At 75.6% G+C, this 24,456-nt stretch carries 17 protein-coding genes and 1 pseudogene; 4 read left to right on the top strand and 14 right to left on the bottom strand.

The features are described 5' to 3' along the window. The 9 genes from ACFYMP_RS04510 to ACFYMP_RS04470 all read right to left on the bottom strand — a co-directional run. Positions 1–248, bottom strand: a 248-nt coding sequence (locus tag ACFYMP_RS04510) for a hypothetical protein (protein WP_388850357.1), incomplete at its 3' end; no start/stop codon positions are given. Between the two features lie 64 nt (positions 249–312). Continuing rightward, positions 313–768 (bottom strand): CU044_2847 family protein, encoded by a 456-nt coding sequence (locus tag ACFYMP_RS04505; RefSeq protein ID WP_388850354.1) that lies wholly within the window; start codon positions 766–768, stop codon positions 313–315. Between the two features lie 125 nt (positions 769–893). Next, positions 894–3,899 (bottom strand): FxSxx-COOH system tetratricopeptide repeat protein, encoded by a 3,006-nt coding sequence (gene fxsT, locus ACFYMP_RS04500; protein WP_388850351.1) that lies wholly within the window; start codon positions 3,897–3,899, stop codon positions 894–896. A 278-nt stretch (positions 3,900–4,177) separates the two neighbouring features. Then, the gene (locus ACFYMP_RS04495) at positions 4,178–5,581 is read right to left on the bottom strand and encodes an aKG-HExxH-type peptide beta-hydroxylase (RefSeq protein ID WP_388850348.1); all 1,404 of its coding nucleotides are present in this window, start codon (positions 5,579–5,581) and stop codon (positions 4,178–4,180) included. After that, positions 5,578–6,732 carry an FxsB family cyclophane-forming radical SAM/SPASM peptide maturase gene (locus tag ACFYMP_RS04490; protein ID WP_388850995.1) on the bottom strand — a complete coding sequence of 385 codons (1,155 nt, stop codon included), beginning with the start codon at positions 6,730–6,732 and terminating at the stop codon, positions 5,578–5,580. The genes ACFYMP_RS04495 and ACFYMP_RS04490 overlap by 4 nt, the downstream gene beginning before the upstream one ends. 439 nt (positions 6,733–7,171) lie before the next feature. Further along, positions 7,172–7,375, bottom strand: a complete 204-nt coding sequence (gene fxsA / locus ACFYMP_RS04485) for an FxSxx-COOH cyclophane-containing RiPP peptide (RefSeq protein ID WP_388850345.1) — start codon at positions 7,373–7,375, stop codon at positions 7,172–7,174. A gap of 133 nt (positions 7,376–7,508) precedes the next feature. Beyond that, positions 7,509–10,928, bottom strand: coding sequence for an SAV_2336 N-terminal domain-related protein (locus ACFYMP_RS04480; RefSeq protein WP_388850342.1), 3,420 nt, complete (start codon positions 10,926–10,928; stop codon positions 7,509–7,511). A gap of 6 nt (positions 10,929–10,934) precedes the next feature. Then, positions 10,935–12,047: an AAA family ATPase gene (locus ACFYMP_RS04475; protein ID WP_388850339.1), complete on the bottom strand. Its 1,113-nt coding sequence runs from the start codon at positions 12,045–12,047 to the stop codon at positions 10,935–10,937. Between the two features lie 271 nt (positions 12,048–12,318). Beyond that, positions 12,319–14,874 (bottom strand): trypsin-like peptidase domain-containing protein, encoded by a 2,556-nt coding sequence (locus ACFYMP_RS04470; RefSeq protein WP_388850336.1) that lies wholly within the window; start codon positions 14,872–14,874, stop codon positions 12,319–12,321. A 491-nt stretch (positions 14,875–15,365) separates the two neighbouring features. Here ACFYMP_RS04470 and ACFYMP_RS04465 point away from each other — a divergent pair, with 491 nt between their 5' ends. Then, positions 15,366–15,548, top strand: a complete 183-nt coding sequence (locus ACFYMP_RS04465) for a DUF6104 family protein (protein ID WP_388850333.1) — start codon at positions 15,366–15,368, stop codon at positions 15,546–15,548. A gap of 182 nt (positions 15,549–15,730) precedes the next feature. Here the strand turns inward: ACFYMP_RS04465 and ACFYMP_RS04460 are convergent, their stop codons facing one another. Further along, the gene (locus ACFYMP_RS04460) at positions 15,731–16,726 is read right to left on the bottom strand and encodes a hypothetical protein (protein WP_388850330.1); all 996 of its coding nucleotides are present in this window, start codon (positions 16,724–16,726) and stop codon (positions 15,731–15,733) included. A gap of 243 nt (positions 16,727–16,969) precedes the next feature. On the opposite strand from ACFYMP_RS04460, the gene ACFYMP_RS04455 reads away from it, so the two are divergent. Both ACFYMP_RS04455 and ACFYMP_RS04450 read left to right on the top strand, forming a co-directional pair. Continuing rightward, positions 16,970–17,914, top strand: a complete 945-nt coding sequence (locus tag ACFYMP_RS04455) for a DUF4097 domain-containing protein (RefSeq protein ID WP_388850327.1) — start codon at positions 16,970–16,972, stop codon at positions 17,912–17,914. A 1-nt stretch (position 17,915) separates the two neighbouring features. Next, positions 17,916–19,064, top strand: a complete 1,149-nt coding sequence (locus ACFYMP_RS04450; protein ID WP_388850324.1) for a helix-turn-helix transcriptional regulator — start codon at positions 17,916–17,918, stop codon at positions 19,062–19,064. A 359-nt stretch (positions 19,065–19,423) separates the two neighbouring features. On the opposite strand, the gene ACFYMP_RS04445 is transcribed toward ACFYMP_RS04450, so the two are convergent. The 4 genes and pseudogenes from ACFYMP_RS04445 to ACFYMP_RS04430 all read right to left on the bottom strand — a co-directional run. Continuing rightward, positions 19,424–20,014 (bottom strand): Clp protease N-terminal domain-containing protein, encoded by a 591-nt coding sequence (locus tag ACFYMP_RS04445; RefSeq protein ID WP_388850321.1) that lies wholly within the window; start codon positions 20,012–20,014, stop codon positions 19,424–19,426. After that, positions 20,014–20,223: a helix-turn-helix domain-containing protein gene (locus ACFYMP_RS04440; RefSeq protein ID WP_388850318.1), complete on the bottom strand. Its 210-nt coding sequence runs from the start codon at positions 20,221–20,223 to the stop codon at positions 20,014–20,016. Before ACFYMP_RS04440 ends, ACFYMP_RS04445 begins: the two co-directional genes overlap by 1 nt. Before the next feature lie 70 nt (positions 20,224–20,293). Continuing rightward, positions 20,294–21,256 (bottom strand): zinc-binding dehydrogenase, encoded by a 963-nt coding sequence (locus tag ACFYMP_RS04435; RefSeq protein WP_388850315.1) that lies wholly within the window; start codon positions 21,254–21,256, stop codon positions 20,294–20,296. A 176-nt stretch (positions 21,257–21,432) separates the two neighbouring features. Next, positions 21,433–22,578, bottom strand: a pseudogene (locus tag ACFYMP_RS04430) (NADP-dependent malic enzyme); the annotation flags it as partial. Positions 22,579–23,415: 837 nt separating this feature from the next. Between ACFYMP_RS04430 and ACFYMP_RS04425 the strand changes: the two are divergent. Then, entirely contained in the window at positions 23,416–24,387 is a 972-nt protein-coding gene (locus tag ACFYMP_RS04425) for an ABC transporter substrate-binding protein (RefSeq protein ID WP_388850313.1), read from the top strand. Positions 24,388–24,456 lie beyond the last annotated feature (69 nt).

The raw sequence follows: 24,456 nt of genomic DNA, 5'->3' as shown, positions 1-24,456 counted from the left end.
AGCGGTTCGACGTCGCGGAACGCGGTGCCGTTCGCGCGGAGGGCGGCCGGGGTGAGGGGGGGCCCGGCGCCGAGGACGCGGGCGGGGTGGCGCGGGTCAAGGGGCGGGACTCGTCGCAGGTGGCGTGCCGGCACGACGGGTTCGGCCGCCAGCGCGGCCGGCGCGCAGGCGGCCGGCTCCCCGCGGTGGCCGAGCAGGACGCCGCGCACGGTGGGCGCGATGGGGTGCGGCTCCCGCGCGTGCTTCACCTCGTCCGGGCCGACGATCCAGCTGTACGGCGGGATTCCGGCGCCCCCGTCCCGCGCGCCCGGGTCACGCCTGGGCGTCCGGTGGCGGTGCCGCGCCCTCCCGCCCGGCCGGCCGGTCCGCCTCGGCCCCGGCGCGCGGGCGCGGCGACCAGCGGAAGGTGAGCTGGATCTGCGCCTCGGCGGTGGCCTTGGCGAGGGCCACGGTCCCGGCCTCGACGCGGATGGACAGCTGGAGTTCGACCTCGTCGGGGCGCAGGCCGTCGGCGAGGGCGTCGAAGCGGGCGGCGGCCTGCCGGGCGCAGCGTTCGGCCAGGTCCAGCGCGGGACCGTAGGAGTTGCGCACCACCTCGCCGACGCGGCGTGAGCCGTTGCCGCGCGCCCGCACGTCCTCGAACACCCGGTCCGTCTCGCCGTTCTGGCGGGGGGCCGGGACCGAGAAGTCGACGAATATCGGGATGTCGTCGTCCAGCGGGACGCCGTCGTCCGGCTCGGCGGGTCCCCGCTGCTCGGGATACGTCATACCTCCCCCTCCCTGGACCGCGGACGCCCGTGTGCCGGGGCACGGGTTCCGCGGCGGGTCGTCCTCGACACGGCGTGGTGGGCGCGCCGGACACCCTCCGGTGCCCGGCGCGCTGGTGGTCCGGCTCAGGTCACGAGCGGTTCGAAGTCCCAGAAGGGGCGTTGCCGCGAGCGGGCCGCCACCGTGTGCACGTGCTGGCCGCCCAGGGTCTCGGAGAGGTCGCCGAGTGCGGCCTCCTCCTCCTTGTCGGCGCTGTTCCTCTTGCGCAGGGCCCGCAGGTCGGCCGCGTGGGCGATCCGCGCGGACAGCGTCAGCGGGTGGGTGCGGCCCAGCGATTCGAGGGCCCGGGAGACGGTGCCCGCGGACAGTTCGGCCGCGCCCTCCGCGTCCCCGGTCACGTTGCGGACCGCCGAGGCGTTGATCGCGCAGCCGAGGGTCCAGGGGTGGAACTCGCCGACCGCCGCCGTCATGCCCGCGAGCGCGCCCTCCGCCGTCTGCAACGCCTGGCGCCGCTCCCCGACGTTGCGCAGGACCAGGGCGAGGTTGCCGCGCGTACCGGCCACGAAGGGGTGTTCCTCGCCGAGCATGCGCTCGTAGGAGGCCACGACCCGTTCGCTCAGCCGGCGGGCCTCGTCGATGTCGCCGTGTTCGCGCAGGTAGCAGCCCAGGGTCGACAGCAGCTGCACGGTCAGCGGGTCCCGCTCGCCGAGGACCCGTTCGGACCGTTCGGCGACGGAGGCGAGCAGCGGGCCGGCCTTGGCCCGGTTGCCGTTGCGGTACCAGCACAGCGCCAGGTTCTGCTCGGCCCGCAGGGTCTGCTGGTGGTCCGGCCCCATCACGATCTGGTGTTCGCGCACGCTGGTGTCCTGGAGCGACTCGGCCTCGGTGTAGCGGCCCACGAGGCGCAGCGTGGTGCTGTAGTTGATCTGCGAGTACAGCGTCCACGGGTGCCGGGGCAGCAGCAGCCTGCGGCGGTCCTCCATGGTCCTGCGGTCGAGTTCCAGGGCGTCCCGGTAGCGGCCGAGCAGGCGCAGGGAGACGGCGTAGTTGTTCTGGGCGTTGAGGGTGCGGGAGTCCTCGGCGCCGACCAGATCGCGGTAGGTGGTCAGCAGCCACTCCGACAGGGCCAGGGCCTCTTCGTAGCGGCCGAGGCCGCGCAGGTCGGCGGCGAGTCCGCCGGCGGCGCGCAGGTGGTCGAGGTCGGTCTCGCCCTTGGTGCGGCGCAGGTGGTCGACGGCGGCGCGCTCCACGGCCTCGGTGCTCGCGTAGTCGCCCACCGCGCGCAGCACGTTGGCGTAGTGGTGGGTGACGTCCCAGACCCGGGGGTGGTCCTCGCCGAGGAGCGTGCGCCAGGCCTTGAGGGCGCGTTCGCCCAGGGTGATGCCCGCGTCGTACTCGCCGGAGAGGTACATGTAGCGCAGGCAGTTGAGGACCAGATTCTGGACCTTGGGGTCGGTGCTGCCCAGGACGTCCGCGTACTTGAGGTGCGGGGCGATCTCGGCGTAGCGGGGCCACTGCCTGGTGTCGGTGGGGCGGCCGGGGTCGGCGACCGCGAGGGCGTGCCGGACGACGTCGACGAAGCCGTCGCGGTCGCGGTCGGAGATGTCACTGTGCACGATCTGGTGGACCATTCGGTGCAGGTAGAGGGACTCCCCGGACCAGGCGTCCTCGGTGGCGCCCTCGTGGGACTCCAGGCGGACGACGGAGTACTGGCGGAGCTGGTTGACGGCGCGGTTCCAGCGCAGGGGGTCGTTGAGCAGCCCGGCGAGCTGTTCGGGCACCTCGCTCGACGGGATGTCGCGCAGGAGCCAGACCGGGATGAGGCCGGGCGCGAAGTAGGTGCACAGGCGCAGCAGGTCGATGGATTCCGGCACGGTGTCCCGCAGCCGGTTCAGCAGTATCGACCAGGCGGTCTGGAAGGCCACGGGGAAGTCGGCGGAGACCTTGACGATGGTGTTGTCGATACCGCCGTCGAGCAGCCCGATGTACTCGCTGACCGGGAGGTCGGAGTCGTTGAGCCAGCCCGCCGTCTGGTCCAGCAGCAGCGGCATGTCCCCGAGGGCGTCGGCGAGCTGGGCGGCCTCCGCCTCGTCCAGGCGCGGGGCGCGGCGGCGTACGAAGGACACCGACTCGGCGCGCGAGTAGACCGGGACCTCCAGCAGGGCGCTGTTGTGCTGGCTCCACTCGACGTTGCGGGAGCTGATGAGGACGTGTCCGGTGCCCGCGGGCAGCAGGTCCCACAGTTCCTCGGGCTCGTCCGCGCCGTCCACGACGACGAGCCAGCGCGCGTAGGGGTCGCCGCGGCGCAGCGAGGCGAGGGCGGCGCGCAGCCGTTCGCCGTACTCGGGGCCGGTCTTGAGGCCGAGGGCGGTGGCGAGTTCGGCGAGGCTGCGCCGGTAGGTGCTGCGGTTCTGCGCGCTGATCCACCACACGACGTCGTACTCGGAGCAGAACCGGTAGACGTACTCGGCGGCGAGCTGGGTCTTGCCGACTCCGGACATGCCGAACAGGGTCAGCACCCCGGCGCCCTCCTCCGCCTCCTGGAGGATGTGGTACGCGTCGTTGAGCAGTGGTTCGCGGCCGGTGAAGCGGGTGTTGCGGCGCGGGACGCCGCCCCAGATCTCCGGGGAGTCGAGTGGGAAGCGGGGGCCGGGGGCCGCCGCCGCCTTCGCGCTGAGCCGGTCGGTGGGCAGCCCCAGGCGCTCCAGGACCCGGCGTTCGGCCTCGCGGTCGCCGACGCCGGTGAGTTCGGCGGGGGCCAGGACGGAGGAGGCGGTGGGGACGGTGCCGCTGGCCACGGTGACCGCCGCGAAGCGTCCCGGGTCGGGGGCGACCACGGAGCGCAGGGCGGCGTTCCACTCGGCGTGCGAGCGGGGGCCCATCTGGAAGTACCAGTCGCTCAGGATCAGCAGGACCGGTCCGGGGGCCAGTCCCAGGTCGCCGAGCAGGTCCGCGAGGGACTCCTCGGCGGGGGCGTCCCAGCGCTGGAAGACGACGGAGTGACCGCGTCGCCGCAGCCGGTCGCCGATCCAGGCGGCCCAGGGCCGGTTGAACCCCGCGAAACTGATGGTGACGGCCGCTTCCGCGGCAAACCTGCGGGGGGTGGCGTCCGTTGTGCGCGTTTCCGACATTCAGCGGCCTCCCGGCACCACTTCAGTGTTCGCCCAGTCGCTCGCCAGTCGGCGCGACCGTCGCTGTCCGCGATGCTCGCACCGCCTCTGGGAACAATCAACTTACCGCGCTGGGACGGGATTTAAGGGATCATCAGAGGAAACGGCGGCGCCGCGGGCCGCCTTGCCCCTCGGTGTTCGTCCGTGTGTTCGCCGGTCGGCTCGCCGTCCGTGCGGCGGGCCGCGCGCGTGCTCCGGCGTACGCCCGTCTTCTCCCGGTTCGCCGCCCGGCCACGTCCTCAGCCGCGGGTCCTGCGCTGCTGCCACAGCGCGCGGGCCGTGTCGACGTACGCGCGGGCGCGCGCCAGGTGACCGGCGGGTGGTTCCACGCGGCTGAGGTGGAGGTAGGCGGAGACCATGCCGTCGGCGAGGACGCGTCCTTGTTCGGTCAGGTCCTCGGAGCCGACGAGCGCGGGCAGCGCCGCGCCGACCTGCTCGCGGCAGCGGGCGTGCTCGCTCCAGGCGTGGTCGCGCTCGGGCCCCTCCTCGGCCGCGAGGGCGTAGCACTGCCACCAGCCGGCGAGCGCGAGGTGGCTGTAGATGCCCTGGAGCAGGCCGTCGAAGGGGCGCGGGTCGGGGCGCCACGGGGCGAAGTGGACGGCCGCCGCGCTCGCGTGGTGCAGCGGGGTCAGTTCGCCGAGCGCGGCGAGTTTGGCGTGCTGGAGTTCGTGCACGAGCAGCGCCGCGAACCCGGCCGGGCTGGGCGGGACGCTCGCGAGCACCACGCCGAAGGCCTCCTTGCGGGTGCCGCTGCAACTGCCGGAGGGGTGGCCCTCGGTACTCGCTCCGGGCGGGGTCCGGAGCGGGACGACCGAGCGCAGCAGCCGCACCGCCTCGCCGGTGCGGTGCGCTCCGCCGAGGGCGAGCAGCCCGGCGGTGCCCGACCACGCCTCGTACCAGCGTTTACGGGACTGGTCGTCGAGGGTGACGGGGCGGCTGAGGCTGCTGTGCGCCGGGCCGGGCACCTGCCGGTAGGGGCTCACGTCGTCGAGCGGGACGACCTGGGCCCCGGGCGTGAGCGGCGGCAGGGCGTAGGCGGGCAGCCAGGCCGCGTCGGCCGACCAGGCCCCGTACGAGGGCTGCGGGAAAACGGTGACGGGGCTGCCGCCCTCGGGGTCGAGGGTCAGCGCGGAGCCGGTGAAGGCGGCGGTCACGCCGCGCGGCGCGGTGCCCTCGGTGCGCAGGGCGCCGAAGGAGGGCAGCGCGAGCAGTCCCTCGTACGCGGTCAGGCGCGCGGTGAAGGGCACACCGGCGGATATCGCGGCGGCCGCGGCGAGGGTGGAGAAGTGGTCGAGCGCCTCGGTGAGTCCGGCGCCGCCGTCGGCGCGGGGGCCGGTGAGCGCGGCGAGGGCGTGGCGGGCCAGCGGGCCGGTGAGGGGGCGCAGCAGGAGCGCGCGGACGCGTTCCCTGGCGCCGGGCCCCGCCGCCTCCGCGGTCTCCAGCAGGGCCCAGTCCTCGGCCACGCGCTGCCGGGCGCCGGGGGCGAGCCGGCCGGCCGGTGCCTCCTGGACGGCGTCGAGCAGGGCGCGCAGCAGCAGGAGTCTGCGGGTGGCCTGGTCGTGGACGAGGTGGTCGAGGGCCCGGGGCCCTCCCTCGGTCCTCGCGAGTTCGCGCAGGACGGGTGCGGGAACCGTCGCGGTCATGGGGTGCCTCCTTGCGCGGTGGCGGGGCGGGGCGGCCGGTCCGGCCGGGGGCGGCCGGCCGCCCGGTCCAGGGCCGCCGCCACATGACGGATGAATCTCTGGAGGTCGGCGCAGTACACCGAGGGGTTCGCGAATCCGTGGCCGGACCGCCAGCGGTGGGCGTAGTGCCCGCCCCCGCACACGGTGAGCAGCGGGCAGGCGCGGCAGGTCGCGCAGAGCGCCGCCGGTCCGCGCTGACGGGCGGCGACCCCGGGGTGGCGCAGGGCCTCGTCGAAGCTGTGGTGGCGTACGTCGAGTCCGGTGGCCGCGGCCCCGTCGTACGCGGATTTGAGGGAGTCGACCTGTTCGATGGAGCCGTCGGTCTCCACGACGACGGCGGTGAACGGGTCGAGGCCCAGGGACTCGGTCCCCGCGGGCAGGCCGAGGAGCAGCGCGAGGCACTCCTCGAACAGCCGCACCCGGGTGGCGCGGCGCGGGGCCCGCCACCACACGTCGAACACGGCGCACAGCCAGTCCCCGTAGGGGGTGCGGCCGGGGTCGGCGGTGCGCTGGGGCGGCGGGCTGGTCCAGTTGCCGTGCGGCAGCAGCAGGTCGATCGCCGGGGGGCGCAGCGCGAGCAGCGAGGTGTAGACGTCGACGGGGTCGGTGCGCGGGTCGACGACGGTGAGGATGCCCGCGTAGGCCCCGGGCTGTTCCTCGGCGAGCAGCCGGGCGGCCCGGGAGGCGGCGGGCCAGGACGGGCGGCCCGCGTGGTCGGTGCGCGACGTGTTGTGCGCGGCGCGTCCGCCGTCGAGGCTCAGCCCCACGGTGATCCCGCCCTCGGCGAGGGTGGCGGCGGCCCGGCTGGTCAGCAGCGTTCCGTTGGTCTGGACGGTGGCGCGCACCGCGCAGCGCCCGGGGACGGCGGCGCGCACCTCGCGCGCGAGGGCGACGAGCGGGGCGGCTCCGGACAGGAGCGGCTCGCCGCCGTGGAGCACGAGGGACAGGGCGGGCAGCCGGTGCGTGGCGGCGTGCTCGGCGATCCGGGCGGCCAGGTGGGCGCGCACGGCGGGCGAAAGGGTGGCGGGACGCGTACGCCAGCTGTCGTCGGGCCCCTCGTAGAGGTAGCAGTAGCGGCAGGCGAGGTTGCAGCGGCTGTGCGTCTTGACGATGAACTGCCGGAAGGGGTGCGGTGGTTCGGGCGTGTCCCCGGTTCCGTGCCGGTGGGTGGCGGTGGGGGCGGAGTGGCGGGCGCGCGCCGCCTCCCGCCGCGGGAAGCCGGCCGGGTCCGGGTCCGGGTCCGGGTCCGGGTCCGGGTCCGGGTCCGGCTGCGGCTGCGGCTGCGGCTGCGGCTGCGGCTGCGGGAAACGGGCCGGGTCCGGCTGCGGGGTCGCGTCGTCCGGCACTGCGCCCCCCGTGTCCCCCGGTGTGGGTCCGGCTCGCTGTCGCCGCCCTGTGGGGGTATCTCCCGTCGGGCGCCGGGCGGCAAACCTCGCGGCGGGCCGTTGTCCGGTTCGCTGTGGGCACCGGCCGAAAGGGCCGCCCGCCGCGTGGTGGTGGTGCGGGAGTGCCCGCGCGCGCGGCGCGCGGGCGGACCGGTGGGGCGCCCGGTCACATCGCGTTGTTGAAGCCCCACAGCATCTCGCTGTTCTCCCCGGCGCGCGCCCGCAGTTCGCCCAGCACCTCGTCGAGGACGGGGTGGTCGAGTGCGCGCAGTTCTCGCAGGTCGAGTCCGGTCAGGTCGGGCAGCGGCGGCGGTACGGCGGGGGCCTGCGGCCCGGCGTCGCGGTGCGCCGTCGCGTCGTGTTCCGTCATGCGGTGTCCCTCGGTCGGTAGCGGCGTGCCAGTGCGGTACGGCGGGACGGCGCTGTCCCGGGTACGGGCCGACCTCGCCCGGTGCCGCCGGGCGCGGATGCGGTGCCCCGCCCGCCGTACGCGCGGCCGGGGTTCAGTCGGGCGGACCGGTCAGCTCGGTCAGGCGGCGGGCGGTGTCGGCCGGGGTGGGTTCCCCCAGAGCCTCCATGCCCGCGGGCAGCCGTTCCCACTCCTCGGCGGCGGCCCGGTAGGCGGTGCGGGCGGCGCGGGGGCGGCCCGCGGCCTCGTAGGTGATGCCGCGCCAGTGGTGTGCCTGCGCGGCGCGCGAGACGGCCTCGGCGCGCCGCCGGGGCGTGGCCGCCCGTTCCTGCGCGGCGCGGGCGGCCTGGGCGGCGGAGCGGAAGGCGTCGGCCGCGTCGTCGTAGTGCGCGGGGCGGCGCAGCGCTTCGGCGGCGTTCACGAGGACCTGGCCCCATTCGAGACGGCAGGTCGCGGCGGCGATCGGTTCGCGGGCGCCGCGCGCGGCGAGGCCGAGGTGGTGCTCGGCCTCGCGCAGGTCCACGCGGTCCTCGGTGAGCCGGTAGCGGGTCACGAGGGCGCGGCCGAGCAGCAGTTCCCTGCGGGGGGCGGCACGGTGCGTCGACGCGGTCTCGGTGAGGCAGCCGCGCAGCACCTGCACGGCGCGGTTGACGCGGTGCAGCCGCTCGGCGAACGAGCCGTCCGGCAGCCGCGCCCGGTCCAGGAGCGTGCTGCCCCGTTCGAACAGGAGCTGGGAGTGGGCCGCGGAGTCGCGGGGTACCCCGGGCAGCGCCTCCCCGAAGCGGTCCGCGGCGCGGTCGAGTTCCTGCGCGGCGCCGCTCTCCCGGTAGCGGGCGGCGCACAACCGCCCGGCGCGGATCAGCAGTTCGCTGCGGCGGCGGCCGTTCGCCCGGGGCAGGGCCTCGTGGAGCAGCGTCTCGGCCCGCGCGTGCGCCTCGGGGCCGGAGCGCAGCAGCGCGTCGAGGAGGTCGAGCAGGACGGCGGGCCGTTCGCCCTCCGGCAGGGCGCCGGTGCCCTCGGCGCGGGCGGCCTCGTCCTCGTCGAGGGCGGCGCGCAGCGAGCGGGCGGCCCGTTCGGCGTGGTCGCGGATCTCGGCCTCGTCCTCCGCCACGGTGGACAGCCGCAGCAGGAGCCTGCCGTGGGCGAGGCTCAGCGGGGCGGGCCGGCGCCCGTCGGGGCGCGCGTCGGCGAGCGCCTCCAGCATGCCGACGCCGCTCTGCAGGAGTTCGCCGTCCCGGGCCAGCCGCCACTGCGCCTCCAGGACGGCGACGCGTTCCAGGGTGAGGGCCAGCGCCTCGTCGGGGCCGAGGGCGGGGGCGGCGCACGCGGCGGCGTACTCGCGTTCGGCGCGGCGCAGCGTCTCGCGGGCCGCGGCGCGGTCGCCGCGGCGGGTGCTCTCCTCGGCCACGGCGCGCAACACCTGCGCGAGAACGGCGCGGTGGGCGGGCTCGCGCCCGGCGGCGACGGCCCGCGCGGCGGTGTCCCTGGCCTCGGTGAGCAGCGCCTCGCCGCCCTGGACGCGCCACAGCCGCAGCAGCGTGCGGGCGCACGCGGCGAGCAGGACGGGATCGGGCGTGCTCCGTTGCCGGACGGCGCTGCGCAGGAGCTGGGCGGCGTCCATGAGGGACTGGACCATGCCGTGTTCCTCGTACTCCGTAACGAGGCTCTGGGCGGCGGCGGTGGCCGGATGCGGGTTTCCGGGGCCGGTCGCGGCGGTGGAGCCGCCGGGCAGCGGGGACACGGGCATGAACCGCCTCAGGACGTCGGCGGCGACCTCGGCGAAGGGCTGCGGCACGGCGGCCGGGTCGCCTTCGGCCCTCCGGTCGCCCTCGGGGCCGCCGTCCTCGGCCGCCCGGCGGGGGCCCGTGCCCTCGCCCTCGTCCCAGTCGGCGGGCAGCCGGCCGGCCGAGCCGCTGTCGAGCTGGGCGTGCGCGAGCGCGGGGAAGTTGGGCCCGCCCTTGCCGAAGTGCTGCTCGACGTACTCCGAGCAGTGCTTGAGCACGAGCAGGGCCTCGTCCCGGCCGAGCGGGCCGAGCAGCGCCTGGCGCACGCCGGGCTCGAACTCGTACCACTGACCGGTGTCGGGGGCCGTCTTGCTGCGTGTGAGCAGTCCGCTGAGCAGGATCTCGGCGAGTTCCGAGGGCCCGGAGTCGGGCAGCATCGTGCGCTGGACGAGCTGCATGACGGGCAGGTTGAGGGGGGCCGCCGCGAGGTGGGTGGCGAGCCGTCCCGCGGCGGGTGAGGAGGCGGCGCGGAAGCGGCTGACGAGTTGCAGGGCGGACAGCGGCCGGGGGGCGCCCGGGGTACCCGAGGGGGGCTGGTCGGAGCGGACCCAGCCGATGGCGCCGGTCACCGCGCGCGCCCCGCCGCCGGACATCAGCCGGGCCCACGAGGCGAGCGCCGCCGGTACCGGGGGGACCACGGGCACGGGCAGCGCGCCCGGGGCGGGGGGCCTGGGTCCGCCGGGGGCGACCTGGACGCGGCCAAAGGGCCCGCGGGTGAGGTCCCCGAACACGACGGGCAGCCGGGTGCGGTTCCACAGGCGCTGCGGAAGCGGCTGGAGGACGACGACGGGGCCGCTGCCCGCGAGCCGGTGCAGGACCCGGTGGCCACGGCCGCTGCGCCACAGCGGTCCGGCGCAGTCACTGACCAGGACGGTCATGGTGCGGCCCGTGGGGTCGGCGAGGTGTTCGGGCGAGTAGAACGGCCCGGACTGCGGATCGGGCGCCGAACCGACGACGGGTGAGCCGCCGGGGCCTTCGTGCAGGAAGTACCGGACGACGTTCTTGAAGGCCCCCAACTGGCCGAAAACGCGCGCCAGTTCATCGAACATGCGGTCCCATACGCGCATCGAGGGCGAGGCGTCGAGGACGAGGTGGAGGGCGGCGTCGCGGCGGGCGACGCGCCGGTACACGGGCAGGATCAGCCCGCCCGCGCGGGCGCTCAGGTCGGCGGTGGCCGTCTCGTCGAGGACGGTGCGCAGCCGGGTGCCGGCCGTGCGGTAGCCCTGGAGAGGGCGCAGGGCGCGCTGGAGGGCGAGCGAGGAGCCGAAGGCGGGGGCGGCGGGGACGCCGACGGGAAGGCCGCGCAGCCGGCCGGCGGGCCCGGGGGGCCCGTGCGCGGTGCCGGTGGCCGAGGCTCCGGTGTCCTGCGGTTCCAGGTAGAGCGCGACGGTGCCGTCCGCGTCCGCGCCGTCCAGGCCGTGCGGCCCGCCGGTGCCCCCGTCCGGCTCGGCCTCGGGCCCGGCCGGGCCCGGCGGCGTGGCCTCGGGCGGCGCGGGCACGGGCCCGGGACGTACGCCGGACCCGCGCGCGGCGGCGCCACGCTCCTCGTCCCCGGCTTCCGGTCCGGGCCCCCGGAGGGTGTTCGCGAGCCACAGGGCGTCACCGAGGTTCTCCGCGTCGGGATCGAGTCCCGCGCCGCGCAGGGCGAGTACGAGCGCGGACACGGGGTCGGCGGGCCGGGGCGCGGCCGGCCTCCGGCCGGGACCGGTCCGGGCGGGGGCTTCGGACATGTCGGGTCACCTCGGCCGGTCGAGTCGCTGGATGAGGAGGTCGGCGAGCCGCTCCCGGTCGAGGCCGGGGGCCGAACCGGTGAGGTGAATGGCGTTCAGCAGCTGGTCCGCGGCGAGCAGTTCGGTGCGCGAGCGTTCGAGGAAGCGGGTGATGAGGTCGTCGGCGGTGCGCTCCTGGTCGCGCCCGAGGTGGGCGCGGACGAAGTTGGCGAGCCGTTCGTGGTCGGGCCGGCCGAGTTCGAGGTGGATGCAGCGGCGCATCAGCGGGGCGGGGAAGTCGCGTTCCTCGTTGCTCGTGAGGACGACGAAGGGGAAGGCGCCGCAGCGCACCTTCCCGTCCCTGACCTCGACCTTGCGCCCGTCCGAGGTCAGCACCCTCGCCGTGCGGTCGGGCAGCCGGTCGGCGATGCGCTCCAGCTCGGGGATGGAGAACTCGCCCTCCTCCAGGATGTTCAGGAGGTCGTTGGGCAGGTCGATGTCGCTCTTGTCGAGTTCGTCGACGAGCAGGACGCGGGGCGTCGTGGAGGGCAGCAGGGCAGTGCCGAGCGGGCCGAGCCGGATGTAGTCGCCGATGCTCTCGACCGATCCGGGGCTGCCGGCCGCGGCCCCGGCGGCGTGCGCGGCGATCTGCACGTCCTGGAGGCGGGCGATGGCGTCGTAGTGGTAGAGGCCGTCCTGGAGCGTGGTGCGCGAGACGATCGGCCAGCGCAGGACCTCGCCGAGGCCCAGTTCGTCGGCGACGGAGTGCGCGAGGGAGCTCTTGCCGACCCCGGGGCCGCCGGTCACCAGGAGCGGACGGCGCAGGTACAGCGCGGCGTTGATGACCTCCAGCTCCTCCGCTCCGGGGCGCAGCGAGGCGGCCTGGTCGCGGTAGGCGCCCAGCCGACGGCTCTCGGCCTCACCGGTCGCCGCCCGGCCGTCGGCGTGCTGCGAGGCGCGGGTGTCGAGTCCGCGCCCGTCCGTCCCGGCGCCGTCCTGCGCGCGGCGCCTGAAGTCGCGCCAGGGCGGCGGCGCGGGGAGCCGCCCTATGCCGTCGTGCCGTTCCCCCGCCCCCCGGTAGATGAGCCATTCCCCGGACACACCGGCGTCGTTGCCGCCGGCCACACTGGTTTCGCTCATTCTCGGCTTCCCTCGTCGCTCGTCTCCCGGCTGCGCGGGCAGGTCGCTGATCGTCGGTCTTCCGTCCCGTTCGGCCTTCACCGTGTTCGGGGACTCGGCTGGTCGGCGGCGTTCCCAGAGGCCCGGGACCCGGTGGAGCGGCGGCCCGGGGGCCGTGGCGCCCGGCCCCCCGGAGCGCCGCCTTCGCGCTGTCCGTCCCGCCGCGCCCCTCCCCGGCTCGGGCCTCCCGCGGCAAACGGTAGCGAGCGGGGCGGCACCGCGTCAGGGGCTTTCACAGGGCGGGCAGCATCTCGTTGAGGGCGCGCGGGGGGTCATACAGCAGAGCGAGGCCCTGTGTCCAGAAGACACCGCCGACCCCGGCGGCGACGTCCGCCCGCCACCGGTGCACGAGGTACGGCAGGTGACCCGCGCTGTGGGCCGCGCCCAGCTCGCCCGGGGCCTGCCCGTGGAAGCCGGTGCACACGTTGCCGTACGCCCGCCCCGGCCGCGCGCCGTCGGCCGGGTCGCCCCTCCTACGCCACACGACGACCCGGTAGCCCGCGTCGACGAGGCTCGACAGGCCCGTCACCGAGTCGGCGTGCTCCACGTGCCAGTAACGGCACAGCACCGGGACGTGGTTGTCGTGGGTGGCGGCGAGCTGTCCGGGGCCGTCGAAGGGCACCGGCCGGTCGTCCACGCAGTCGATGATCTCGGGGGCGATCCCCTCGTCCCGCGCCGCCGGGTGGAGGGCCTGCCAGCGGCGCGCGTCGGCCGCCTCGGCGCCGGGCTCCCCGGGCCAGGCCCGGTCGGCGCAGCGGACGACGACGGGCCGCTCCTCGCCGAGCGTCCTGCCCTCGTGCCCGATGTGCCAGCCGTCCACCTCCAGGCCCAGCAGGTCGCGGGGCAGGGCGACGTGCAGGACGGCGCTCGCGCCGGGTTCGTCGCAGCGCCGGAACGCCTCGGCCAGCGGCTCCGCGAGGGCGGTGGGCAGGCTCTCCAGCGGGACGCCCCACTGGTCCTCGCCCAGCGTGCGCACGAGCGGCTCGGCCGGGTACGCGCCCTCGGGGGCGCCCGGCCCCCGGTCCTCCTCGGGCACGGCCTCCTCCAGGCACAGCTGCCAGTCGTAGGTGCCGGCCTGCCAGCCGCGCGGGAAGAGCCGCAGCAGTACGGCCCGGCGCGCCGCGCGCGGAGCGCGCACCGGCCTGGGGCGGGACAGCAGGCGGCGCCGGTGCTCCAGGGCCCGCCGGCGTTCGCCGCGCTCGGCGGGCGCCAGCTCCTCCGTCTTCGCCCAGGCCCAGGCCCACAGTGCGCGTTCGGCGCGTGAGCTGTCGCGGGCGGCGGCCGGCCGGTCGGCGCCGAGCACCGCGTCGACGTAGCGGAGGTAGAGGCCCAGTTGCTGGTGCGCGGTGCCCTCGCGTCCGTGCAGTGTCCCGAGCCCGTCCCGCCAGCCGCGCGGCGCGAACCATTCCTCCTCGGTGCCCAGTTGCCCCTCGGAGACGGTGTGCAGCACCTCGGCGAGGGCGGCGACGCTGGTGGGCGGCGGGATCTCGGCGAGCAGTCCGAGCAGCTTGACCCGTTCGGCGGGCTGGAGGTCGAGACTGGAGGCGGGGCGCAGGTGCCGCTGCACATCGGTCCACGTCCACTCCGCCACCCCCTGACGGTCGCTCTGGTGCCGGTCGTGCTCGGAGCACAGCGTCTGGTACAGGTCCTCGGCCCCGCCACGGCCCCACGGGTCCGCGAGGTCCTCCGCCCACGGCGCGAGGTCCTCCGGGGCGCCGTTCGCGGCCTCGGCGCGACCGGCCCCGTTCAGGGTGTCCGTACCGGCCTCGGGGTCCGCGGCCCGCGACCCGCCCGCCCCGGCCTGCGGCGGTTGCGGCACCACGGCGGCCGGGACCGCCCCGACCGCCTCCCGGCCGGCTTCCGCGCCGTGCGGGGGCAGCGGCCGCGCCCCGGGGGCCCGGCGCGCCTCGGGTACGGCGCGGACGTCGGCGTCCGGCGCGGTCAGCCCGAGGGGGTGGGTCCGTCCGGCGCGGGGGTGGCCGGTGGCGCGCGGGGGCTGTCCGGGCCCGGTCCGGTCGTGCTCGGCGCCGTCCTCCGGCTTCCGGGGCAGCCGGAGGCCGGGGACCGGCAGGCCGCGGCGCAGGTGGGCGATGTCCACGGCCGAGCCGCTGTTGCCCGCCACGAGGCGGGACTTGACGACGGCGACGACCTCCCCGCGCACGAGGTCGACGACGGGGCTCCCGGAGGCGCCCGCGATGAAGCTGTCGCCGCCCAGCCGCAGCAGCCCGCCCGTGCTCCCGCCGCCGCTCCAGCCCATCCCCCCGGTCACGGTGGCCCGGCCGTCGATCCGGTCGAGGACCCCGCCGTTGTTGACCCAGCCGGTGTGGAACAGGCCCCGGCCGTCGGCCCAGGTGACGGCGGGCCGGTCGGACAGGAAGACGCTCGCGTGCGCGCTCGGCTCCAGCAGCCGCACGAGGGCGAGGTCGGGTACGGGCCAGCCCGCGGCGGGCACCCCCCGCACCTCGGGGAGGACGGCGGCGACCTCGGCGCGCAGGGCGACGGGGGCGGCGTCGGGGGCGGGCGCGTGCACGACGGTCACCTGCTCCCCCTTCCCGAAGTACCGGCCCGTGTCCTCGTGGTAGAGGACGTGCGCGCAGGTGAGGACCCAGTTGGGCGCGGCGAAGAAGCCGCTTCCCAGGAAGGTCTCGACCTCATCGAACGGATCAGTGGGGCTATACCCGGCCCACGGCAGGTGGATGCGGACGGTGGCCGCCTTCGTCAGATTCTCCAGAGCCCGCCAGGCGTCCGGGTTCTCGGCCGGTCCCGCGCCGGGCGACGCCATGATCATGTGCTCTCCCCCGTGCCGGCCCGCGCGCGGGCGCGGGGTGTGGGTGCGCCGGGCGCGGTGGCGCGCGGGAGCGGCCCACCGCCCCGCCGGGTCCGGGACACCGGCCCGCCAAGGCGGGCCGGGCGGCCGGTTCCGCCCTCCCGGGCGCGGCGGACGGTCTCGCTCCGGCGGGTGGGGGCGGGGGTTCCGCCCTCACCGCTCGTGCGGGTGCGCGGCGGCGTACGGGGCACGATCGCGGCCACTCCGGCGTGCGCCCGCGCGGTCCTCGCGCCCCAGGGGAGCGCTCCCCTGGCTCCGTGCCGTGGATCACCCATGACTCTCCCCCCGTCTCCCCGCCTCCCCGTGCGGCGCGCGGGGCAGAGCAGCGTAGTCCCTCTTCCGTGGTCCCCGCGAGAGGCCGCGTCGGGCGGGCCCCGCCTATCCTTCTCTCCGGGCCCCTGACCGCCGCCCGCACCTCCGGTACCACCTCATCACCGTTTGGAGCACGACCCATGTATTTCACCGATCGCGGCATCGAGGAGCTGGAGAAGCGGCGGGGCGAGGAGGAGGTGAGCCTCGCGTGGCTGGCCGAGCAGTTGCGCGCCTTCGTCGACCTCAACCCCGATTTCGAGGTCCCGGTGGAGCGGCTGGCCACGTGGCTCGCCCGCCTCGACGACGAGGACGAGGACGACTGACGCGACCGGCCACGCCGGCCACGGCTGACGCCCCGGGCGCGTCCCCCGGGACCGGAACCCGGTGAGGGTGTTCTCGCCGGGGGGACGCCCCCGGCCCGCCGTCCGGTTCCCGGCCGCGCCCCGGTCCCTCCGTACACATGCGCGGACGGGTGCCGCCGGACACGGGGCGGACGGGGCCGCCGTCAGCTCCGCGCGCGCATCCGGTCGTAGACGAGGGCGAAGGCGCCGTGGGTGACGAGCAGGGCGCCCGCGCAGGTCCACCCGTGGTCGCGCCGCCGCAGCCCCCGGCCGAGCAGGGGCAGCCCCGCCGCGCACTGGGCGGCGGCGAGCGCGCGGGCGCCGGGTCCGCGCAGCCAGGGCCCGAAGGCGCCGTTCTCGACGGCCTCCAGTTCCGCCCGTACGGCGTCGCGCCAGCCGGACCACGAGACACGCTCCGCTCCGGGCAGGACGCCCGCGACCGAACGCAGCCGGTCGGCGCTCTGGCCGGGAGAGAGCCCCGCGGGCAGGGCCAGCCCGGCCCGGGTCAGTACGGCGAGCAGTCCGCGCAGCCGGCCGCGGGCGTCGGCCGCCGGGTCCGGCCCGGTGAGCGGTTCCAGTGCCTGGAGGTCAAGGACCGGATCGAGGCCGAGGCGCAGGACGAGGCTGCGCAGGGCCTCGTGGTCCCCCGCCGGGGTGCCGTCGGCGAGCCACTCGTAGCCGACGGTGCGACGGAAGCCGGAGGCGAGGACGTAGCCGCTGCGGGCCACGTCCCACCACAGCCCGAGCACCGGCCAGGAGGCGCCCACGGCCAGCGCGCCGGCCCAGCCGGTGACCACGCGGTCGACCGGTTCGCCGCCGTGCAGCCAGGGTTTGCTCTCGGGGACGAGGACGCTCCAGGCGGGGGCTTCGAAGCGGTCGCCCGGTCCGGTGGGCGCGGCGTCCCCGGTCACCGGGCACAGCAGCATCGGCTCGCGCAGCAGATGGGCGACGGGGCCGACGGCCTCGGGCTCGGCCCGGCACAGCAGGAGGGCCCCGGCGGCGAGGGCCGCGTCGGCGGCGTCCGCGACGCGTCCGGCCGCACGGCTTCCGGCCACGCCCGCACCACTTCCGGCCGCGCCCGCACCGCTTCCGCCGGCGGCGCCGCGGGCGCCGCTCGCCTCTCCCGCTTCGCCGGCGGACTCGCCGGAGGGCATCACCATGCCCCCACGCTAGGCGGGTTCGCCCTGGTGGGCGCGCGCACGGGGGCCTTACGAGTCGGCGACGGGGCCAACCCGCACCGGCAGCGGACACCGCACCGGGACGGACCGGGCGTTAACCGGGAGGACTCCCGACAGTCTTGACTTCCCGTGTTCGCGTTATATCGTGTTTCTCGGAGGGTGAGGGTGGAACGCGATATGGCGCGTACCGCCCGCGCCGGGGAGAACGCACGCAGGGAGGCAATCATGTCCCAGTGGTCTGTCACGGAGCCGCGGAAGCTCACGTTCGGGGAACCGGTCGAGACGGTGCGGGTGCGCATCGTCGGCGGGGCGGTCAACATCGTGGGCGCCGACGCCCTCGACGGCCCGGAGGGCGAGGCGGCCCGCCTGCACGTGTCGGAGATCGAGGGCCCGCCGCTGATCGTCGAGCACGAGGGCTCGACCCTGACGGTGACCTACGAGGACCTCCAGTGGAAGAACCTCCTGAAGTGGCTGGACCGCAGGACCCGGCAGCGTCGCAGGGCGGTGGTCTCCCTCGTCGTACCGGCCGGGGCGCACGTCGAGGTCGGCGTGGTGACCGCCTCCGCGACGGTCTCCGGGGTGCGCGGGGGCGCGGCCGTCAAGGCGGTGACCGGCGACACGGCCCTGGCCCGGACGGAGGGCGAGGTCAGCGCCGAGACGGTGTCCGGCAGCATCGAGGTCCAGTCGGTGACCGGCCCCCTGCGCTTCGCCTCGGTCTCGGGCGGCCTGACCCTCGTCGACGGGGGCGGCCCCTCGGTGCGGGCCGACTCGGTCAGCGGGGACATGATCCTGGACCTGGACCCGGGCGGGGCCCCCACCGACATCCGGCTCACCAGCGTCTCCGGGGAGATCGCGATCCGCCTGCCGCACCCGGCAGACGCCGAGGTCGAGGTGAACACCACGAGCGGCTCCCTCTCCAACGCCTTCGAGGATCTGCGGGTGAGCGGGATGTGGGGCAGCAAGCGGATCACCGGCCGCCTCGGCGCGGGGAAGGGCAGCCTCAAGGCGACCACGGTCTCCGGCTCCCTGGCGCTGCTGCGCCGCCCGGCCACCGAAGCCACCGAAGCCACCGAAGCCACCGAAGCCACCGACACGACTGCCACGACTGCCACGACCGACGCGACCGACGCGACCGACGCGACCGACGCGACCGACAAGAAGGTGCTCTGAGATGCCGCCCGTCTTCGCCCACGGCCGCCTGCGCCTGTACCTGCTGAAACTGCTCGACGAGGCGCCCCGGCACGGGTACGAGGTGATCCGGCTGCTGGAGGAGCGTTTCCAGGGGCTGTACGCGCCCTCGGCCGGCACGGTCTACCCGAGGCTCGCGAAACTGGAGTCCGAGGGGCTGGTGACCCACACGACGGAGGGCGGCCGCAAGGTCTACTCGATCACCGAGGCGGGCCGTGCCGAACTCGCCGACCGGGGCGGGGAGCTGGCCGATCTGGAGCTGGAGATCCGGGAGTCGGTCGCCGGACTGGCCGCCGAGATCCGGGACGACGTACGCGGGGCGGCGGGCGATCTGCGCCGCGAGATGCGGGCCGCCGCCTCGCGGGCGCGCGCGGGGGCCGAGGCCGACCAGGGCCGCGGCCCGAGCGCCGCCGAGAAGGACGCGTGGCGGACCGCCAGGGAGGAGCTGCGCCGCGCGAAGCAGGAGTGGAAGGAGCAGGCCAGGCGGGCGAAGGACGAGAGCCGCCGGGCCCGCGAGGAGGCCCAGCGCGCACGCCGCCAGGCGAAGGAGGCGCAGGACAGCGCCCGCCTCCAGGCCGAGGAGGCGCAGGAGCGTCTGCGGCGGGTGGCCCGTCAGGTCCAGGAGCAGGTGAGCCGGGGCGACTGGCCGACCGGTCTGCGCGAGGGCCTGAGCGAACTGAGCAAGGAGTTCGGCCGTTTCGACAAGGGGCAGGGCGGCGGGCTGGGCGCCTGGTCCGACTGGTCGGACTGGGCCGCGGGTCGTCCCGCGTCCCACACAACGCACTCCCCCTCCCCCGAACCTCCCGCCGCGTCCGGCGGGAGCCCGGCCGCGACCCCCGCTCCGAACCTGCGGAAGGACACCCCGGCCGGGGGGGCCGTCCGGGCCGGGGAGGACCCGGCGGTCCCCGGCGAGGGCGGTCCGTCCGGCGAGCTGCCGGAGTGGGCGCGGCGGGAGTCGGCCTCGGACGATCCGGCGCGGGATCTGGAGCGTCTCCTGGACCGCTTCCGTGACGACGTCAGGGACGCGGCCCGCGACCACGGGGTGACGGAGGACCAGCTCCACGAGGTGCGGCACCGTCTCGGCACGGCGGCGGCGCACATCGGGGCCCTGCTGAGGGGGGCCGCCCGCTGAGGGACATCCCGTTCGGCCCGCTGGGCCACGGCGCCCTGTGGCGGACGACCCTGATGGTGGCGAGGCCAACGGCCGGTCCCGCCGCCCCCGCCGCCCCGGCCCCACGGGCCGTCCCGGCCGGGACGGCCCTCCCCCCTCCGGAACGTCCTCCCGAGGCGGCGGTCCGCACCCCGGAGGAGCCTCCCGGGGCGGCGGTCCGCACCCCGGAGCGGGCTCCCGAGGGAGTGCTCCGCACTTCGGCTCGGCACGGCCCCCGTCCACGGGGTCCGCTCACCAACGCCGGGAGCGGGTCTTCGCCCAGAGGCACGGAAGGCCACTGAGACGGGAGCGCGGGCCCCGGGACGAGGCCCGGTACCGCCTCACCCGGCCCGCCGCTCCTCCCCCTCGCCCCCGCCCGCGCCGTACAGCACTCGCCGCACCGCGTCCCCGGTCACCCCGCGCCGGGCGAGGGCCTCGGGGACCGGGCCGGAGAGGGAGAGGAGGCCGAGCAGGAGGTGTTCGTCCCCGAGGGTCCGCTCGCGGCCGGCCAGGGTCTCGCGGAGCGCGCGTTCGAGCACGCTCCTCGCCCCCCGGGAGAACGGCACCCGCCTGCCGCCGAGGAGGCCGCGACCCGGCCGGGCGGCCCCGGTCGCGAGCGCGCCCTCCCCGTGCTCGTCCTCGACCCGGGAGACGATCGCGTCGAGGTCGATCCCGAGACCGGCCAGGGCCTCCTCGTCCTCGCGGGAGAGACCGCCGCGCCTGCGGGCGCGGTCCAGGTCCTCGTACAGCGCCTTCCTGCGCTCCCCTTCCAGGCCGAGCGAGGCCAGGGCGAAGGAGGCCCGGGTGGACTCACGGCCGAGGAGGGCGAGCAGCAGGTGCTCCTCGGTCACCCTGCGGGCCCCGGCCCGCACGGCCAGGTCCACCGCCTCCTGGACGACGGTCCGCGCGGCCTCGCTGAAACGCTCGAACATCACTGCCTCCCGTGCTTCTTGTGTACGGCCTGCCTGCTGACGCCGAGTTCGGCGGCGATCTCCTGCCAGGACCAGCCCCGGTCGCGCGCGCTGCGCACCTGGACCGACTCCAGCTGTTCCAGCAGCCGGCGCAGCGCGGCGACAGCGCGCAGCCCGACCCCTGGATCGCGGTCGCCCGCCCGTTCGGCGAGTTCCGTCGCTTCGGTCATGCATGTCAATGTAGGTTGACATCAGAAGGAACGTCAACCCACATTGACAAACGGAACGGCGGCCGAAGCCCTACACGGTCAGCACGATCTTGCCGAACTGGTCTCCCTCCGCCAGGCGCTCGAAGCCCTCGCGGGCGCGGTCCAGGGGCAGGACGCGGTCGATGACCGGCCGGACCCCGGTCGTCTCGCAGAAGGACAGCAGGGAGGCGAGTTCCTCCTTCGTGCCCATCGTCGATCCGACGACCTTCAGTTCGAGGAAGAAGATCCGGGTGAGTTCGGCGTGCGCGGGCCGGTCGCCACTCGTCGCGCCGGAGATGACCAGCGTGCCCCCCGGGCGCAGCGACGTGACGGAGTGGGACCAAGTGGCGGCGCCCACGGTCTCGATGACGGCGTCGACGCGGTGCGGGAGCCTGGCCCCCGGCTCGAAGGCGTCGGTGGCGCCGAGTTCCACGGCCCGGACGCGGCGCGCGGCGTCCCGGCTGGTGGCGTAGACCCGCAGCCCGGCGGCCCGGCCCAGCACGATCGCGGCGGTGGCCACGCCGCCGCCCGCGCCCTGTACGAGCACCGAGTCCCCGGGCCGCACCCCCGCGTTGGTGAAGAGCATGCGGTACGCGGTGAGCCAGGCGGTGGGCAGACAGGCCGCCTCCTCGAAGCTCAGCCCGGCCGGTTTGGGCAGCAGGTTCCAGGTCGGCACCGTGACCTGCTCGGCGAAGGTGCCCTGGTACTTCTCGGTGAGCAGGGTGCGGCGTTCCGCGGAGCCGACCCCGTGTCCGCTCTGGCCGATCACGGAGTGCAGGACGACCTCGTCGCCGTGCTCGTCGGTCCCGGCCGCGTCGCAGCCCAGGATCATCGGGAGGTGCTTCTCGCCGAGCCCGACCCCGCGCAGCGACCACAGGTCGTGGTGGTTGAGCGAGGCGGCCCGGACGGTCACGGTCGACCAGCCCTCCCGGGCAACGGGGGCGGGGCGTTCGCCGAGTTCGAGGCCGTTGAGCGGCCGGTCGGCGTCGATTCTGGCGGCGTAGGCAGCGAACATGGCCCGACCCTAGGGCGCCCGCCCGGCCACCGGAACCGCGTACCCCTGTGACCCGCCGCACGGCGTACGGACGGACGGCCGGCGTCGGGGCGGGGCGCCGTCGGCCACCCGTCAGGTGCCCGGCGGCGCCCCGCCCCGCGCAACGGCCGGCCGCTGCGTGGGAGCACAACCCCGGTTCAGGCCCGGCGGGCGACGCCCTCCTCGCGGGCCGCGCGGGCCACGGCCTCCGTCACGGCGGGGGCGACGCGTTCGTCGAAGGGGGAGGGAATGACGTAGTCGGCGGCGAGTTCGTCCCCGACGACGCCCGCGAGGGCCTCGGCCGCCGCGATCTTCATGCCCTCGGTGATGTCCGAGGCCCGCACCCGCAGCGCCCCGGCGAAGATGCCGGGGAAGGCGAGCACGTTGTTGATCTGGTTGGGGTAGTCGCTGCGGCCGGTGGCGACGACGGCCGCGTACTTGTGCGCGATCTCGGGGTCGACCTCCGGGTTCGGGTTGGCCATGGCGAACACGAAGGCGCCCTTGGCCATCGAGGCGACCGCGGCCTCGGGAACGGTGCCGCCGGAGACGCCGATGAACACGTCGGCCCCGTCGAGCGCCGTCTCCAGGGAGCCGGAGAGGCCCGCCGCGTTGGTGAGTCCGGCCAGTTCGCGCTTGACCGGGGTGAGGTCCTCGCGGTCGGTGCTCAGGACGCCCTTGCGGTCGGCGACCGCGACGTCCCCGATCCCGGCGGCCAGCAGGAACTTCGCGATGGCCGCCCCGGCCGCCCCGGCCCCGGAGATCACGGCCCGCAGTTCCTTCAGCTCCCGTCCGGTCAGCCGGGCCGCGTTGCGCAGGGCGGCGAGCGTCACGACGGCGGTGCCGTGCTGGTCGTCGTGGAAGACGGGGATGTCCAGCCGCTCCTTGAGGCGCCGCTCGATCTCGAAGCAGCGCGGCGCGGCGATGTCCTCCAGGTTGATGCCGCCGAAGGAGGGCGCGAGCCGGACGACGGTCTCCACGATCTCGTCGGCGTCCGTCGTGTCGAGCGCGAGCGGCACCGCGTCGACGCCGCCGAACTGCTTGAAGAGGATCGCCTTGCCCTCCATCACGGGGAGTGAGGCGGCCGGGCCGATGTCCCCGAGGCCGAGGACGGCCGTGCCGTCCGTGACGACGGCCACGACCTGGGAGGTCCAGGTGTACTCGTGGGCGAGTTCCGGCCGTTCGGCGATCGCGGAGCACACCTCGGCGACCCCGGGGGTGTAGGCGAGGGACAGATCGTCCCGGTCCTTGACCGGGACCGTCGACCGGATCTCCATCTTCCCGCCCCGGTGCAGGGCGAAGGCGGGATGGCCGGGCGCTTCCGCGGCGGCCGGGGGACTCGGCGGTCGCGAAGTGGTGAAAGAAGCGGGAGTGGCTGGACCGGTGTCCTGCCGGCTCTGCGGAACGGCGTTCTCGACTGCCACGAGAATGACCCCTTTGCACTTGCGTCGTCGGAGGGTGACCACTCCCTGGTCCAGGGGTGGGCGGGCACCGCGTACGCCGCTTGCGGCGCGGGCCCCCGGTCGGGGGTTCCCGGCTTCCGCAGGTGGGAGGCCACAAGTCGGGCACGTACGCGCGGACGCGCCGCACGCGCGTCCTGAGCCCCGGATGCGGGGTGTAGCCGTCTTTTCTACCGGATCGCCCCCGCCGCACACGAGCCGGATTCGCGACGGCCGCGTCACACCGCCGACCGGAAACCGTTCGCCGCCCGCCGCAACCCCGCGCACCGGTACCGGCGGCCCCACCGGCGACACCGTGCGGCACGCGCGGCACCCACCGGTTCCGGGCGGGAGGACCGCGGCGCACTCCGGCCGGTCAAACAGCGCGATGGCCGGACAAGTCGCACCAAAGAAGTCCACATGGCGAGATGGAGTATGCGCGCCAAGCGCGGGAGGAGGCCGGAGCCGAGAATGACCGGAATAACACTGGACAGCGCGAGGGGATCAACTGGGCGCACTGCCGCGCTTGTTACAAGACGGACCGAACGGCCGTCCCGCCCGTTATCCGATTTTGACATGGGGGAGGCCGTGCATCCTGGCGTCCGAATGGCAAGATGCCGTAACCACACAGGGTCGCGACACCCGAAGACGCGTACGAAGTGACCTTTGTCGGCACTTTCCTGACCACGCCGGAGGCACCCCACCATGACCGCAACCACCCCGCGCCGCTTCCCCGCCGTGAAATCCCGGGCAGCCACGGTCGGCGCGCTCGCGGTCGCGGGCGCCCTGCTGCTCGCCGGCTGCGGCGACCAGACCAAGGACGACAGCAAGCCGGCGGCCTCCGGCAAGGGGGACTCCAAGGTCTCCTCGGCCCCGCTGGCCGACAAACTGCCCCAGGAGATCCGCGACAAGGGCGTGCTCAAGGTCGGTTCGGACATCGCCTACCCGCCGGTGGAGTACAAGGACAAGTCCGGCAAGGTCGTCGGGATCGACCCCGACCTCGGGGTGGCGCTCGGCAAGCAGCTCGGCGTGAAGTTCGAGTTCGAGAACGGCACCTTCGACACACTGCTGACGGGGCTGCGCTCGAAGCGCTACGACATCGCCATGTCCGCCATGACCGACACCGCCGACCGGCAGAACGGCGTGGACGGCGACACCGGCAAGAAGGTCGGCGAGGGCGTCGACTTCGTCGACTACTTCACCGCCGGTGTCTCGATCTACACGCCGAAGGGCAAGACCCAGGGCATCAAGACCTGGGACGACCTGTGCGGCAGGAAGATGGTCGTCCAGCGCGGCACCGTCTCGCACGACCTCGCCAAGGCCCAGGCGAAGAAGTGCCCGGCCGGCAAGAAGCTGGCGATCGAGTCCTTCGACAACGACCAAGAGGCGCAGACCCGGCTGCGGGCCGGCGGCGGGGCCGCGGGCTCCTCGGACTTCCCCGTGGCGGCCTGGGCCGTGAAGACCTCGGGCGGCGGCAAGGACTTCGAACTCGTCGGTGAGCAGGTCGAGGCCGCCCCGTACGGGATCGCCGTCGCGAAGTCCAACACGCGGGTGCGCGACGCGATCAAGGCCGCGCTCGACGCGATCATCGAGAACGGCGAGTACGACAAGATCATCGCCAAGTGGGGCGTCGAGGACGGAAAGGTCACCGAGGCCAAGGTCAACGGCGGCAAGTGACCGGGGCCCGCGCCCCCGAGCCGGTACCGCCACCGGCCGGGGCGCGCGGGCGGACCGTCCGGCGTCCGC

Origin of the sequence: Streptomyces sp. NPDC007088 (genome assembly GCF_042869355.1) — a bacterium.
In the GTDB taxonomy this organism is placed as follows: domain Bacteria; phylum Actinomycetota; class Actinomycetes; order Streptomycetales; family Streptomycetaceae; genus Streptomyces.
This window is presented reverse-complemented; position numbering and strand designations above follow the sequence as displayed.

Coding starts and splice junctions, on each gene's coding strand:
- ACFYMP_RS04505 (WP_388850354.1), bottom strand. CDS start 768: ATGACGTATCCCGAGCAGCGGGGACCCGCCGAGCCGGACGACGGCGTC.
- fxsT (WP_388850351.1), bottom strand. CDS start 3,899: ATGTCGGAAACGCGCACAACGGACGCCACCCCCCGCAGGTTTGCCGCG.
- ACFYMP_RS04495 (WP_388850348.1), bottom strand. CDS start 5,581: ATGACCGCGACGGTTCCCGCACCCGTCCTGCGCGAACTCGCGAGGACC.
- fxsA (WP_388850345.1), bottom strand. CDS start 7,375: ATGACGGAACACGACGCGACGGCGCACCGCGACGCCGGGCCGCAGGCC.
- ACFYMP_RS04480 (WP_388850342.1), bottom strand. CDS start 10,928: ATGTCCGAAGCCCCCGCCCGGACCGGTCCCGGCCGGAGGCCGGCCGCG.
- ACFYMP_RS04475 (WP_388850339.1), bottom strand. CDS start 12,047: ATGAGCGAAACCAGTGTGGCCGGCGGCAACGACGCCGGTGTGTCCGGG.
- ACFYMP_RS04470 (WP_388850336.1), bottom strand. CDS start 14,874: ATGATCATGGCGTCGCCCGGCGCGGGACCGGCCGAGAACCCGGACGCC.
- ACFYMP_RS04465 (WP_388850333.1), top strand. CDS start 15,366: ATGTATTTCACCGATCGCGGCATCGAGGAGCTGGAGAAGCGGCGGGGC.
- ACFYMP_RS04460 (WP_388850330.1), bottom strand. CDS start 16,726: ATGGTGATGCCCTCCGGCGAGTCCGCCGGCGAAGCGGGAGAGGCGAGC.
- ACFYMP_RS04455 (WP_388850327.1), top strand. CDS start 16,970: ATGTCCCAGTGGTCTGTCACGGAGCCGCGGAAGCTCACGTTCGGGGAA.
- ACFYMP_RS04450 (WP_388850324.1), top strand. CDS start 17,916: ATGCCGCCCGTCTTCGCCCACGGCCGCCTGCGCCTGTACCTGCTGAAA.
- ACFYMP_RS04445 (WP_388850321.1), bottom strand. CDS start 20,014: ATGTTCGAGCGTTTCAGCGAGGCCGCGCGGACCGTCGTCCAGGAGGCG.
- ACFYMP_RS04440 (WP_388850318.1), bottom strand. CDS start 20,223: ATGACCGAAGCGACGGAACTCGCCGAACGGGCGGGCGACCGCGATCCA.
- ACFYMP_RS04435 (WP_388850315.1), bottom strand. CDS start 21,256: ATGTTCGCTGCCTACGCCGCCAGAATCGACGCCGACCGGCCGCTCAAC.
- ACFYMP_RS04425 (WP_388850313.1), top strand. CDS start 23,416: ATGACCGCAACCACCCCGCGCCGCTTCCCCGCCGTGAAATCCCGGGCA.